The sequence below is a fragment of the Nonomuraea sp. NPDC050404 genome (genome assembly GCF_040655495.1).
In the GTDB taxonomy this organism is placed as follows: domain Bacteria; phylum Actinomycetota; class Actinomycetes; order Streptosporangiales; family Streptosporangiaceae; genus Nonomuraea.
This window is the reverse complement of the sequence record NZ_JBFAKB010000035.1, coordinates 43184-57208: the sequence shown is the minus strand read 5'-3', so window position 1 is coordinate 57208 and position 14025 is coordinate 43184. Positions and strand designations below refer to the sequence as shown.

12 protein-coding genes are annotated in these 14025 nt (G+C 69.2%); 8 read left to right on the top strand and 4 right to left on the bottom strand.

What is annotated here, in order from left to right:
• Positions 1-24 precede the first annotated feature (24 nt).
• A complete protein-coding gene (locus tag AB0I81_RS54485; RefSeq protein WP_360676466.1) occupies positions 25-1611 on the bottom strand; it encodes a hypothetical protein in 1587 nt (528 codons plus the stop codon).
• A gap of 95 nt (positions 1612-1706) precedes the next feature.
• On the opposite strand from AB0I81_RS54485, the gene AB0I81_RS54480 reads away from it, so the two are divergent.
• The 8 genes from AB0I81_RS54480 to AB0I81_RS54445 all read left to right on the top strand — a co-directional run bounded on the left by AB0I81_RS54480 (position 1707) and on the right by AB0I81_RS54445 (position 10375).
• Positions 1707-2501: an SDR family oxidoreductase gene (locus AB0I81_RS54480; protein ID WP_360676463.1), complete on the top strand. Its 795-nt coding sequence runs from the start codon at positions 1707-1709 to the stop codon at positions 2499-2501.
• Between the two features lie 117 nt (positions 2502-2618).
• Positions 2619-4115 (top strand): alpha/beta fold hydrolase, encoded by a 1497-nt coding sequence (locus AB0I81_RS54475; RefSeq protein WP_360676461.1) that lies wholly within the window; start codon positions 2619-2621, stop codon positions 4113-4115.
• A 210-nt stretch (positions 4116-4325) separates the two neighbouring features.
• Positions 4326-5417, top strand: a complete 1092-nt coding sequence (locus AB0I81_RS54470; RefSeq protein WP_360676458.1) for an ABC transporter ATP-binding protein — start codon at positions 4326-4328, stop codon at positions 5415-5417.
• Positions 5410-6504 (top strand): ABC transporter ATP-binding protein, encoded by a 1095-nt coding sequence (locus tag AB0I81_RS54465; protein ID WP_360676455.1) that lies wholly within the window; start codon positions 5410-5412, stop codon positions 6502-6504. Before AB0I81_RS54470 ends, AB0I81_RS54465 begins: the two co-directional genes overlap by 8 nt.
• Positions 6501-7466, top strand: coding sequence for a sugar ABC transporter permease (locus AB0I81_RS54460; RefSeq protein WP_360676452.1), 966 nt, complete (start codon positions 6501-6503; stop codon positions 7464-7466). The genes AB0I81_RS54465 and AB0I81_RS54460 overlap by 4 nt, the downstream gene beginning before the upstream one ends.
• A 5-nt stretch (positions 7467-7471) precedes the next feature.
• Positions 7472-8293, top strand: a complete 822-nt coding sequence (locus tag AB0I81_RS54455) for a carbohydrate ABC transporter permease (protein ID WP_360676449.1) — start codon at positions 7472-7474, stop codon at positions 8291-8293.
• A gap of 2 nt (positions 8294-8295) precedes the next feature.
• Positions 8296-8571 (top strand): DUF2160 family membrane protein, encoded by a 276-nt coding sequence (locus AB0I81_RS54450; RefSeq protein WP_360676446.1) that lies wholly within the window; start codon positions 8296-8298, stop codon positions 8569-8571.
• A 19-nt stretch (positions 8572-8590) separates the two neighbouring features.
• On the top strand, positions 8591-10375 hold the full coding sequence (locus AB0I81_RS54445) for an ABC transporter substrate-binding protein (protein ID WP_360676443.1): 1785 nt from the start codon (positions 8591-8593) through the stop codon (positions 10373-10375).
• A gap of 43 nt (positions 10376-10418) precedes the next feature.
• Here AB0I81_RS54445 and AB0I81_RS54440 read toward each other — a convergent pair whose 3' ends face one another.
• Genes AB0I81_RS54440 through AB0I81_RS54430 form a run of 3 tightly spaced genes read right to left on the bottom strand, consistent with a single transcriptional unit; the run spans position 10419 to position 14011 of the window.
• Entirely contained in the window at positions 10419-11441 is a 1023-nt protein-coding gene (locus AB0I81_RS54440; RefSeq protein WP_360676440.1) for a hypothetical protein, read from the bottom strand.
• Positions 11431-12711: a Gfo/Idh/MocA family oxidoreductase gene (locus AB0I81_RS54435; protein WP_360676437.1), complete on the bottom strand. Its 1281-nt coding sequence runs from the start codon at positions 12709-12711 to the stop codon at positions 11431-11433. The genes AB0I81_RS54440 and AB0I81_RS54435 overlap by 11 nt, the downstream gene beginning before the upstream one ends.
• Before the next feature lie 13 nt (positions 12712-12724).
• Positions 12725-14011, bottom strand: a complete 1287-nt coding sequence (locus AB0I81_RS54430) for an extracellular solute-binding protein (RefSeq protein WP_360676434.1) — start codon at positions 14009-14011, stop codon at positions 12725-12727.
• Positions 14012-14025: the final 14 nt, after the last annotated feature.

Sequence of the window (14025 nt, the reverse complement as noted above, 5' to 3'; positions counted from 1 at the left end):
TTATGTCAACGTGCCATGAAAGTTTCAGCGCATCACGTAAGGGCTGCTGCTGGAGTGCCCGGCCTCGTTGGTGGCCGTGACGGACGTCCAGGCGCCCTCCGGCGGCACGTACGGCACCCACGCCGACTCCAGCCGATCCCGCACGTGCCACTCCTGCGCGACCACCGCCCCCTGCGGATCGAAGCGCAGGTGGCCGCCCTTCAGGTTGTATCCCTCGACGAGCAGCCCGGCCCGCCCGTTCAGCTCTTTCCGGTACGCGTTGACGATGATCGGCTGCTGCCACCCCGCCGCGATGTCGTCGGCCAGTGAGGGGGTGTCGTGGCGGGCCTGGCAGGTGAAGAACGGGTCCCACTTGTAGGAGATGATCTTCATGGCGTGCGGCCCGGCCGCCATGATCTGCTGGTCGAGCCGGTTCTTGGTGGTCCGCCCGCGATGCGGCAGCGGATCCAGCCGCCCGCACTCCCCGGCCACCGGCGTGGGCTCGAAGCCCTCCGCGTTCACCCACAGCTCCACCCCGTCGGGCACCCGCTGCGCAGCCGCCTCGACGTAGTCTCCCGTGGACCCGTAGTACGCCTGGGCGTTGCTCACGTCCCCCACCATCGGCGTCAGCCGCGCGGCCACCTTGGCGTCGGATTCGTGCTCCCCGTGCACGGGCACCTTGCCGGTCCCCCGCCCGTCCTGCACGGCGATCGCCATCGGCAGCCCGGCCCTGGTGCCGGCGATGTCGGCCAGCCCCTCGGCCACCTGCGACGGCGGGAACCCGCGGCCCCTGCGCGCGTCCACGTACGGACTGACCACGATCTTCTTGTCCGGCAGCGCGGCGGCGACCACCTCGTGCTGGGCCGCGTACAACTCGACGATCGGATCCTTGTCCGCCCGGGCCCGCATGGCCAGCTCGAACGACTGGTAGACCCCGCCGAACGCCGGCAGCCCCTTGAACCGCTCCTCGTAGTCGGCCAGCACCCGCGCGGTGAAGGCGTTGAGCGCGCCGACGTGCTCCAGGTCGGGCTCCCACGACTTGTCCTGCTTCTGCGGCGCGGCGGGCAGCCCGGGAAAGACCGTCATCCCGTACGCCGCCGCCTCCCGCACCAGGTTGCCCAGCCCGTCGCCGTCGGTGGTGACGAGCACGAGGTCGTGCTCGGCGTCGGCACAGGACTCGGCCAGCGTCAGCCGGTAGAAGGTCCGTCCGCCGCTCTCGATCCGCCGGTCGATGTCGGGGCAGCGCAACATGCCCTGCCCGAACTCCTCGCTGGTCGTGTACGTGTAGAGCTGCCGTACCTCCTTGCCGGGCACCTCGGCACACGAACGGCCATCGACCTGGCAACCGGGAAAGTCGAGATCCTCACGGGCGTTGAACCTGGGCCCGAAGGTGATCATCGTGTCGCCGCCGATCGCGTGGATCGCCTCGACCATGCGCTGGGTGACGCACTGGTCGGCGCGCGGGATGACGAAATGGCCGGTGATCGGGTACGGCGCCACGACCCGGGTGTCACGCGGCGGGCATCCTTCCTCCGGCACGGCCTCGGGATCGTCCGGCAGGACCATACCCATCACGCCCATCGTGCCCACTACCAGGGCCACCGCCACGACCAGCCACAGGATCCGGTGCACCCACGCCCCTTTCACGCCACCCCCAGCCTACGCGGCGACCCGGTGCGAGCGGCTCCCCGTTGATCGCGGAGAATGGCGGCAGGGGGTGGGACATCGTGCGTATCGATCTCAGCGGCAGAACCGCGCTGGTCACCGGCTCGACCCAGGGAATCGGGGCGGCCATAGCCACGGGGCTGGCGCGGGCCGGGGCCCGTGTGGGGATCAACGGCCGCAGCGAAGGTTCGGTGGCGGCGGCCATCGAGCGGATGAACGGCGACGGCACGCGTTACGACGTGGTCGCGGCGCCGGGCGACGTCGCGACGGAGGACGGCTGCGAGCAGGTCCTCGGCCTGCTCCCGGACGTGGACATCCTGGTGAACAACCTGGGCATCTTCGGCGCCAAGCCGGCGCTGGAGATCGACGACGCGGAGTGGCGGCGCTACTTCGAGGTCAACGTGCTGGCGGCGGTCCGGCTCACGCGTACGTACCTGCCGGGGATGCGCGAGCGTGGCTGGGGCCGGATCCAGTACATCGCCAGCGACTCCGCCGTCGTCATCCCGCAGGAGATGATCCACTACGGCATGTCGAAGACCGCGCTGCTGGCGGTCTCCAGGGGGTTCGCCAAGGAGGCGGCGGGCAGCGGCGTGACGGTCAACTCGGTCATCGCGGGGCCGACGCACACCGGGGGTGTGGAGGAGTTCGTCTACCAGCTCGTGGACAAGGACCTGCCGTGGGAGGAGGCGCAGCGGGAGTTCATGCGGCTGCACCGGCCGCAGTCGCTGCTCCAGCGCCTGATCGAGCCCGAGGAGATCGCGAACCTGGTGGTCTATCTCGGCTCGCCCTTCGCCTCGGCGACGACGGGCGCGGCGGTGCGGGTGGACGGCGGGTACGTGGACTCGATCCTGCCCTGAAAACGCCGCACTCGGTCCTCCCCTGAAAGCGCCGCATTCGGTCCTCCCCTGAAAGCGCGCCATCCCCTCCCACCGCAGGGGGATGTGACCTGAGCGGGCCGGGGCCAGCCTGAGTGCATGATCCTCAACACCCTGCTGGCGGGCGCCCTGACCCTTGGCACTCTCGCCGCCCCGGCTCCCCCCGCCGTGACGTGGAAGGAGTGCCCGGCGTACTCCGACGACGTGCTGCGCTCACGCGGGCTCGCAGAGAAGGACTTCCCCGAGTTCAGACGCCTGCTCGCCCGTACGGACTGCGGCACTCTCAAGGTCCCCCAGAACTACGCCGACCCCGGCGGCAAGCAGATCACCATCGCCCTGACCAGGCTGAAGGCCACCGACACGAAACGAAGGCTGGGCAGCCTGGCGGTAAACCCGGGCGGGCCCGGCGGCAGCGGCTACCTCATGCCGTTCGAGCTGATCATGTCCGGCCTGAAGGTGAACGACCGCTACGACCTGATCGGCGTCGACCCGCGCGGCATCGGCTACAGCACGAAGGCCGCGTGCGAGGGCCTCATGCCGAAGGAGCCGCCACCCGGCCCGATCACCGAGGCGCAGGCCAGGAAGGAGTACGCGGCGGCGGCCAAGGCCAACCACAAGTGCGGCACGTCGGACCCGGGCTTCATCGGGCAGCTGACGACCGCGAACATCGCCCGCGACCTCGACCGGGTCCGCGCCGCGCTGGGCGAGCGGAAACTCAACTTCCTGGGCGTCTCATGGGGCACCTGGCTGGGCACGACCTACCGCGCCCTGTTCCCCGGCAGGGCAGGACGCATGTGGCTGGACAGCGTGGCGAACCCCGTCCCGAAGATGGACCTGTTCACCGAGGTGCGCGCCATGGCCACCGACCGGAACTTCCGGCGGATGGCCGCGTGGATCGCCGAGCGTGACGCCGAGTACGGGTTCGGCGACTCAACGGACGAGGTGGTCGGGGCGCTGACCCGGCTGCGCGAGAAGTACGCCGCCGACCCCGTGACCTTCACCGACATCGACGTCACCATCGACGGCCGGATGATCGCCGAGGCCGCGGGCCAGCCCAGCGTGGCCTGGCCGGACGTGAGCGAGGTGCTGGGGGAACTGGTGGACGCCACCGGGCCGGAGGCGCCGCCCGCGCTCAAGCGCCTCTTCCACGAGAACGGACCGCCGGCGCCGGAAGACGCGCCGGAGCGCCAGAACCTGGTCGCCCAGGTCGCGCTGTTCTGCAACGAGGACTTGGGGCCGCGGACGTTCGAGCCGGCCTGGAACGCCTACCGGCAGCGGCTGAAGCGCTACCCGGTGACCGGCGAGGCGAGCGCGTTCCGCCCGCTGTGCGCGGGCTGGCCGCTCCCGCCCCAGCCGTCACGCCCGGCCAAGGGCGGCGGCTCGCTCGTGTTGTCGGGTCACCTGCACGAGAACCAGTCCCCGTATGAGTGGACGAAGCAGACGCGGGCGGCGGCCGGCGGGCACGTGGTGACGATCGACGACGACGTGCACGGCTCCGCGCTGCGGACCCCCGGCTGCCTGGCGGCGATCGCCGCCTACTTCGAGACCGGCCGCCTCGCGAACACCTGTCCGGGTGTGCCGATGCCGTCCCGATGACCCTATGCCGTTACATTCCGCCTTCCCCCCGCCAACCGCGATGAGCTGGGGGAAAGGCATTTCAGTGATAGCCGAAGCCGTTCACGGCCTTCTCGCCCTTGACTTGACGAAATACCACCAGTCACATCTTTAACAAAGGCAACAAGGCAACTCTTTGCAGGCGGATTCAGATCATGTTAGAAGGGAGAGAAGCAGAGAGGACCGGGCACAGTGACGGTGATTCTCGACAGCATCTCCGTACGGCAACGCGGAGAGACCTGGCTCGACGACATAAACCTGGAATTAGCCGATGGAATGACCACTCTCATCGGCCCGATGACGGCGGGAAAGACGACTTTGATGCGCGTCGCCGCCGGTTTGCTGACGCCCGACTCGGGGCGCGTGGTGGTCAACGGAAAAGACGTCACCAAAATCTCGGTGCGAAAACGTTCGGTCGCTTTCGTCTATCAGCAATTCATCAATTATCCGTCGCTGACCGTCTACGAGAACATCGCCTCCCCGCTCCGCCTCGACGCCCGCTTCCGCGGCGACGGCGTGGACCGGCGGGTGCGCGAGGTGGCCGAGCTCATGGGCCTGGCCGACCTGCTCGACCGCCGTCCCGCCGAGTTGTCGGGCGGCCAGCAGCAGCGCACCGCCATCGCCCGCGCCCTGGCCAGGCCCGTGGACGTGCTGCTGCTCGACGAGCCACTGGCCAACCTGGACTTCAAGCTGCGCGAGCAGTTGCGCGCCGACCTGAAGACCATGTTCACCGGCTCCCCCGGAGTGGTGCTCTACTCCACCGCCGACCCGAACGAGGCGCTCACCTTCGCCGCGCCGACCGTGGTGCTGGGCGAGGGCCGGGTGCGGCACGTGGGCGACGTCGCCGACATGTACGCCCACCCGCCCACTCTCGCCGTGGCCGCCACGCTCAGCGACCCGCCGCTCAACCTGCTGCCGGGCGTCGTACGCGACGGCCGCATCGAGGTGCTCGGCACCTCCTTCCCCGCGCCCCGCGCGCACGCCTCGGGCCGTGACGTGCTGCTCGGCGTGCGTCCTCACCAGGTCTCGATCGGACGCGACGGCCCTGGCACGCTGGAGTTGCCCGCCGAGATCAGGCTCGCCGAGGTGACCGGCAGCGCGACCTTCCTGCACCTCCTCCTGGAGGGCGGCCGTCACCTGGTCGCCCACCTGCCGGGCACGCAGGCGTTCACACCCGGCGAATCCACCCGGGCGTACGTGGATCCCGCGCACATCTTCGTCTTCGACGAGGAGGGCGGCCGGCTGCTGGCCACCAGCGCCGCGGAGGTGGACCTGCATGGCTGACATCCGGCTGGAGGGCGTGGGCCACAGCTACGACGGCGGCCGGACGTGGGCGCTCAAGCCGATGACGTGGACGTGGCGGAGCGCGAAGGCGTACGCGCTGCTCGGCCCCAGCGGTTGCGGCAAGACGACGCTGCTGAACATCATCTCCGGCCTGATCACCCCCACCGAGGGCCGGATCTTCTTCGACGAGGAGGACGTCACCGGCGTGCCCACGGCGGGCCGCAACATCGCGCAGGTCTTCCAGTTCCCCGTCCTGTACGAGGAGATGTCGGTCTACGACAACCTCGCCTTCCCGCTGCGCAACCGCCGGGTCCCGAAGAAGGAGATCGACCAGCGGGTCCGCCAGGTCTCCCGGCTGCTCGGCCTCGACCACGTGCTCAACCGCAGGTCACGCCGGCTGGACGCGGGCCGCCAGCAGATCGTCAGCCTGGGCCGCGGCCTGGTGCGCTCCCAGGTGGCGGCCGTGCTGCTCGACGAGCCGCTCACCGTGGTGGACCCGGCGCTGAAGTGGACGTTGCGCAGCAAGCTCAAGGAGATCCACCGCGACACCGGCCACACGCTGATCTACGTCACCCACGACCAGACGGAGGCGCTGACGTTCGCCGACGAGGTGGTGGTGCTCAACGACGGAGCGATCATGCAGGCCGGGGAGCCCGCCGAGCTGTTCCTGTCGCCGGCGCACGAGTTCGTGGGCCACTTCATCGGCTCGCCCGGCATGAACATGTTGCCCGCCGAGGTGGTGGGCGGGGTCGTGCGGGTCGGCGAGTCCGACGTGGGAGCGGTCGGGAACGGCCTGCCGCCCGGTCCCGTGCGGATCGGGGTGCGGCCGGAGTTCGTGCGCATCGCCGGTACGGACCTCTCCCCCGGCGTGCGGGCCCGGGTCACCGGGATCGACCGGATGGGCGCGTACGACCTGGTCCACACCAGGGTCGGCGAGCACCAGGTGATCGCCAAGACCGAGGCGGACTCCTCCTACCGGCCGGACACGGTGGAGTTCCTGCACTTCCCGGCCGAGCGGACGTTCCTGTTCCGCGACGAGGTCAGGTGCGGCTCACTCGCGCCGCTCGACGGAAGGGGGCAGGCGTGAGCGGTCAGAGCGCCGTCTCGGCAGGCGAGAAGGACCCCGTGAGCGAGCCGCGCGGCACGATCGCCGCCGAGGCCCCGGCCGAGGACGAGCCGCGCCCCGTGCTCAAACGCAAGGACAACCGGGCCTGGTGGCTGGTCCTGCCCGTGGTGGTGTCGGTGGCGTTCACGGCGGTGATCCCGCTGATGACCGTCGTGAACTTCTCCGTGCAGGACGTCTTCAGCCCCACCGACCGGGTCTTCGTCGGCCTGGAGTGGTTCCGGTCGGTGGCCCGCGACCCCGAGGTGCGCGCCGCGCTGCTGCGCACGCTGCTGTTCTCGGCGCAGGTGCTGCTGCTGGAGATCCCGCTGGGCGTGGCGCTGGCGGTCTCGATGCCGCGCCGCGGCATGTGGGTGTCGGTGGCGCTGGTGCTGGTCGCGCTGCCGCTGCTCATCCCGTGGAACGTGGTGGGCACGATCTGGCAGATCTTCGCCCGCGGCGACATCGGGCTGGGCGGCTGGACGATCAACAACGTGCTGGGCATCAACTTCAACTACACGCTGGACTCGACGGACGCCTGGATCACGGTCCTGGTCATGGACGTGTGGCACTGGACGCCGCTGGTGGCGCTGCTGGCCTACGCGGGGCTGCGCTCGATCCCCGAGCCGTACTTCCAGGCCGCGCAGATCGACGGCGCCTCGGCGTGGGCCACGTTCCGGCACATCCAACTGCCCAGGTTGCGCGGGGTGCTGACGATCGCGATCCTGCTCAGGTTCATGGACAGCTTCATGATCTACACCGAGCCGTTCGTGGTGACGGGCGGCGGGCCGGGCAACGCCACCTCCTTCCTCAGCATCCTGCTGTCGAAGATCGCGGTCGGCCAGTTCGACCTGGGGCCGGCGGGCGCGTTCTCACTGCTGTACTTCCTGCTCGTGCAGATCCTCTGCTACGTCTTCTTCACCGTGCTCACCAGGTCGGGGAGGTGAGGATCATGGCAAGGACGACCGGCCGGCGGCTCCCCTGGGCGCGTACGGTCTTCTGGCTCTACATCGCCACGCTCATGTTGCCGCTGTTGTGGATGTTCGGCATGTCGATCCGGCCGAACGAGGACATCCTCGGCAGCTTCTCGCTCATACCCGGGCGGGTGACGTTCGACAACTACGTCACCTTCTTCACCGACTCCGTCTGGTATTCCAGCTATCTGAACTCCATCATCTACACCTCGATGAACGCGGTGATGTCGCTCATCGTGGCGCTGCCCGCGGCGTACGCTTTCTCGCGCTTCCGTTTCGCCGGCGACAAGCACCTGTTCTTCTGGTTGCTGACCAATCGCATGGCCCCGCCGGCGGTATTCCTGCTGCCCTTCTTCCAGATTTACCAGAGCGTCGGCCTGTTCGACACGCATCTCGGCGTGGCCATCGCGCACATGCTGTTCAACGTGCCGCTCGCGGTCTGGATCCTGGAAGGATTCATGTCCGGAATTCCGCGCGAAATTGACGAGACCGCGGCTATCGACGGATATTCGCTGCCGCGGTTCTTCATCCGGATTTTCCTGCCGATGATCCGCTCGGCGATCGGCGTGACGGCGTTCTTCTGCTTCATGTTCAGCTGGGTCGAGCTGCTGATCGCCAGGACGATCACCTCGGTGGACGCCAAGCCGATCGCCGCCACGATGACGCGGACGGTCAGCGCGGCGGGCGTGGACTGGGCGCTGCTGGCCACGGCCGGCGTGCTCACCATCGTGCCCGGCGCCGTCGTCATCTGGTTCGTGCGCAACTACATTGCCAAGGGCTTCGCGCTGGGGAGGGTCTAGCCGTGCTCGAATGGATGGTCTGGACCGGCCCCACCGCGCTGGTGTTCGCCGGGCTGGCCCTGCTGCTGGTCGTCATGGCGGTCTGGGCGCGCATCTCCCCTCCCGTGGCCAGGCGGGGCTTCCTGCGCATCGAGACCGACCGGGGCGACCGGCTCTACATCGGCCTGATCAGCGCCGCCGTCGTGCTGGCCGGCTGGATCGCAATCACCGACCTGTCCATGTGGCTCGCGCTCGGCTGCGCGCTGCTGGTGGCGGTCGTGATCGGCATATGGGGCTAACAGAAGAGGAGCCAAGCCAATGAGGCATCGGGCAGGCAGGTCCGCGGTCGTAGGGCTGGTCGCGATCTCCCTGATAGCGGCCGGCTGCAGCCAGGGCGCGCAGCAACCGACGAGCGACTTCAAGGAGGCCGACGGCAAGGCCGCGGCCCAACGGTGGATCTCGCAGGAGTTCACGCCGAGCACGCTGGGCAAGGACCAGCAGAGCGCGGAGATGGACTGGTTCATCAAGGCCGCGGCGCCGTACCGGGGCATGCAGATCAACGTGGTGTCGGAGACGATCACCACGCACGAGTACGAGTCGCAACAACTCGCCAAGGCGTTCACCGAGATCACCGGGATCAAGATCAAGCACGACCTGATCCAGGAGGGCGACGTCGTCGAGAAGCTCCAGACGCAGATCCAGAGCAACCAGAACATCTACGACGCCTACGTCAACGACTCCGACCTCATCGGCACCCACTCGCGCGGCGCCTACGTCTTCCCCCTGTCGGACTACATGGCCGGTGAGGGCAAGGCCGTCACCTCGCCCACGCTGGACCTGAACGACTTCATCGGCATCAGCTTCACCACGGGCCCGGACAAGAAGGTCTACCAGCTTCCCGACCAGCAGTTCGCGAACCTGTACTGGTTCCGCTACGACTGGTTCACCGACCCCGACATCAAGAAGCAGTTCAAGGAGGCCTACGGCTACGACCTCGGCGTACCGGTCAACTGGGCGGCCTATGAGGACATCGCCGACTTCTTCACCAACAAGGTCAACGGCAACGGCACCATCGACGGCAAGAAGACCTACGGCCACATGGACTACGGCCGCAAGGACCCCTCGCTGGGCTGGCGCTTCACCGACGCCTGGTTGTCCATGGCGGGCAACGGCGACCCCGGCATCCCCAACGGCCTGCCGGTGGACGACTGGGGCATCAGGGTGGAGAACTGCCGCCCGGTCGGCTCGTCGGTCACCCGCGGCGGCGACACCAACGGCCCCGCCGCGGTGTACGCGCTGACGAAGTACGTCGAATGGATGAAGAAGTACGCGCCACGCGAGGCCGCGGGCATGAACTTCAGCGAGGCGGGCCCGGTCCCCGCGCAGGGCAACATCGCCCAGCAGATCTTCTGGTACACCTCGTTCACGGCCGACATGACCAAGCCGGGACTGGCGGTCGTCAACAGCGACGGCACGCCCAAGTGGCGCATCGCGCCGAGCCCGCACGGCTCGTACTGGAAGGACGGCAACAAGCTGGGCTACCAGGACGCCGGCTCCTGGACGCTGCTGAACAGCACGCCGAAGGAGCGCAGGGCGGCGGCCTGGTTGTACGCGCAGTTCGTCACCTCCAAGACGGTGTCGCTGAAGAAGTCGATCGTCGGCCTGACGTTCATCCGCGACTCCGACATCAAGAGCCAGTACTTCGCCGACAACGCCAAGAACTACGGCGGCCTGATCGAGTTCTACGACTCGCCGGCCCGTAAGCAGTGGACCCCGACCGGCACGAACGTGCCCGACTACCCGAAGCTGGCGCAGCTGTGGTGGCAGAACGTGGCCACCGCCGTGACCGGCGAGACCACGCCGCAGCAGTCGATGGACAACCTGGCCAAGCAGCAGGACGACATCCTGTCGCGGCTGGAGCGGCTCTCGCGCGAGCGGCAGGGGTACGGCGGCCAGTGCGCGCCCAAGCTGAACCAGGAGCGCGACGCCCAGTACTGGTACGACCAGCCGGGCGCCCCCGCGCCGAAGCTGGCCGACGAGCGCGGCAAGCCGGAGACGCTGGACTACGACAAGCTGATCGCCACCTGGAAACAGGGCAACTGAGCCGGGAGGGCGAACCGCCGCCCGTGGCAGGAACGGGCGGCGGTCAGCCCTTCAGGTGCCCGCCCAGCCAGTCGAAGGCCCGCTCCTGCATGGGCACGTCGAAGCTGTGCGGCACGTCGGCGAAGACCGCCTCGTAACCCCCGGTGGCTCCGTAGCGTTCGCCGATCATGGCGTGGGCGCGGCGCATGCCCTCCTCGGGGAACAGGGCGTCGCGCAGGGCGTACTGGACCATGAGCGGCTGCGGGGCGCGCGCGGCGATCAGGTCGGGATAGTCGCCCAGCCGCGGCAGGCCGGGCGGCCAGAGCATCCAGGTGTGCTTCTCGACGTGCCCGCCGAGCATGTCGCGGAAGGAGGAGGCCATCGCGGCGACCACGACCGCCTCCACCCGCGGGTCGAACGCGCCGAGCAGCGCGGCCCGCAGGCCGCCGCCCGACAGGCCCGCGCAGCCGACCGCGCCGACGTCGGGACGCGAGCGCAGGTAGGCCGCCGCCGCCAGGTCCTCGCCCGCGACGACGCCCGCGAACGACGTGCCGAGCGCGGCGCAGTGCTTGGCCACGATGTGCTCGTGGTCCCTGGCCGCCGCGTCGTAGGAGTCGGGCTCTTCGACGCCGAGGGGGAAGCGGCGGCTGCCCCACACGAACACGTCGTGCGCCAGCACGGCGAAACCCCGCCGGGCCAGCGCGTTGGCGAAGGCCCGGCCGCCGTAGATCTCCTCGCGCAGCCGCCGCACCTCCTGCGACGGCTCCTCGGGGCCGTCGGCGATCTTCTCCTTGCCCACGAACTTCATGCCGGCGTGACAGTGCAGCGCCACCACCCCGGGCAGCGGCCCGGCGGCGTCGCGCGGCCTGAGCAGGTACGCGTGCGTGCGCGGCCCGAACCCCACCGACCAGGACAACTCCTCGCCGTACAGGTCGCCGTCGGTCCAGGTCCGCTCCACGCGTACGCCGGAGGCCACGAGGTCGAGCACCCCGATGGCCTCCCGCGCCGCCACGCGCAGCTCGGGCCCCGGCAGGACCGGGTACAACTCGCGCTGCGCGGCGACGACGCCGGCCAGCTCAGCGAACACGCGTGCCCTCGTCCGCCAGCAGCACGGGCTGCCCGGTACGCGCGGAGACGTTGGCCGCGTGCCCGGTCAGCACGCTGCGGATGCCGTCGCGGTAGCCGGCCTGCCGCGCCAGCGGGTCGTCGCCGGGCCCGCGGAAGACGTCGTCGAGCAGCAGCCGGTCGCCCCCGCCGTGCCCACCGGCCCCCGACTCGATGGGCACCTCCTCCGGCTCGCTCCAGTGCCGGCGCAACATGAGCCGCTCCCAGGAGCCGCTCGCGTGTTCCTTGGAGGACGCGCTGGGGTCGATGGCGGCGTGCGGCGGCGTCCACTCGCGCTCCACCACGTCCAGCTCCAGCCGCCCGGCCGTGCCGTTGAAGGCCACCCGGTAGCCCTCCCACGGGGAGTGGGCGTGCAACGAGTACGTCATGACCGCGCGGTTGGTGTAGCGCACCATGACGGACATGTTGTCGTCGATGTCGATGCCCTCGCCGAACACGTCCTGGTCGCGGATGTAGCCGTCCTCGTGCTCGGCGTCCAGGTAGAGCCGCTTGAGCCGCTCGTCCTTGGAGATGTCCTGCAAGTACGGGTCCGTGCCCAGCCCCGGGGCGCCGTGGGCGCGTACGGGACGGTCGGTGAGACCGCGTGCCGCGGCGTTCTCCGCGCCGTAGAACCGCAGGCCGGTCTGGGCGAAGACGAGCTCGGGCGCCGCGCCCAGCCACCAGTTGACCAGGTCGAAGTGGTGGGTCGACTTGTGCACGAGCAGCCCGCCGGAGTTGGCCCGCTCGCGGTGCCAGCGGCGGAAGTAGTCGGCGCCGTGGATCGTGTCGAGCATCCACTCGAAGTGCACCGAGGTGACATCGCCGATCGCGCCTTCGGACAGGATGCGGCGCACGGCGGAGTTGCGCGGCGAGTACCGGTAGTTGAAGGTGACGATCAGCTTGCCGGTGCCGCGCTCGGCCGCCGCGGCGATGGCCGCGCAACCGTCGGCGTCGGTCGTGAGCGGCTTCTCCACGATGACGTCGAGGCCCGCGTCGAGCGCCGCGCACACGTACTTCGCGTGCGTGGCGTCGACCGTGGTGACGATGACCGCGTCGGCGAGCTCGAGCACCTTGTCGAACTCATCGGCGGCGAAGCACGGCACCCCCTGGCCGATCCGCTGGGCGTAGTAGTCCATGCGGGTGCGGTTGGTGTCGCACAGGGCGACGATGGTGCCGGCGTCGTGCCATTGTCCGAGCAGCGCGTCGACGTACATCTGCGCGCGGTGCCCGAGCCCGACGAACGCGTACTTCATGTCTCTCCTATGCTCAGCCTGCGATGGAGGCGTTGACCTCCGTGATGAACTTCTGCGCGGCGTCGTCGGGGGTCATGCGGCCGAACATGACCTCCTCGGAGTAGCGCGTCAGGATGTCCTCCGTGGCGCTGGAGCCCTTCGGCGGGGCGGCCGGCGGGTCGGTCAGCTCGCCCTTGGCCTCGTCGAGGAAGGCCAGCGTCTTCTTGTCGGCGTCGGGGAGCTTGTCCTTGACCGCCGCCAGCACCTTGGAGCTGGCCGGCAGGCCACGGTCGCTGAGGATGATCGCGCCCGCCTCGGGGTCGTTGATCATGTAGTCGATGAACTTCGCGGCCTCGGCGGCGTGCTCGGTCTTGGAGGAGGCGCTGTAGAACATGGCCGGCTGCATGAACATGCCGCCGGCGGTGGCGCCCTTGATCTTCGGCATCCGCAGCAGGTCCAGCTCCTGGCCCGACGCCTTGCTGGCCGCGCCGAGCTGGTTGCTCCACCACATGCCCATGGCGCCGGTGTTGGTGCCGAGCAGCGACTGGTCGATGCTGGTCGCGCCGATCTCGGCGCTCTTGGCGGCGTCCGGCGCGCCCTTGCCCTTGATCAGGTTCTGCATGATCCCCCACCACTCCTTGACGGTGGCGGGCGTCACGCCGAGCTTGTTGCCGTCGTAGAACTGCTCGCCCTTCTGGGTGGCGTAGATCTGCAGGTAGCCGGGGTTCCAGCTGAGCTGGGTGCCGATGACCTTGCCGCCGCTGCCGGCGGTGACCTTGTTGGCCAGCTCGACGTACTCGTCCCAGGTCCACGCCTTGTCGTCGGGGAGTTCGGCCTTGGCCTGCTCGACCAGGCCCTTGTTGACGATTAACGAGAAGGCGTTGACGCCGGTGGGAATGGCGAACTGCTTGCCTTCGATCGCGCCGGTGGTCAGCACCTTGGCGTCGATGTCGGCGGTGTTCACCTTGCCGGTCATGTCGGCCAGGGTGCCGCGGTCGGCGTATTCGCGCAGGCCGCGGATCTCCAGGCTGATGATGTCGGGCGCGTCGCTGCCCGCGACCTTGGTGGACAGCGTCTCGTAATAGCTGGCCCAGTCGGAGAACTCGCCCTCGATGTCGATGGTCGGGTTCTTCGCCTCGAACTTCTTGATGGCCTCTTCGGTCATCTTCTGCCGCGCGTCACTGCCCCAATAGGAGAAGCGCAGCTTGGTCTTGCCGTCGGCGGTCTCGCCGCCGCTGCTTCCGCTGCCGCAGGCCGCGGTGACCGCCAGCACAGCGGTGGCGAGCAGGGCCGCCGACCACATCTTCTTGCCAGAGCTCACGGCTCTACCTCCTA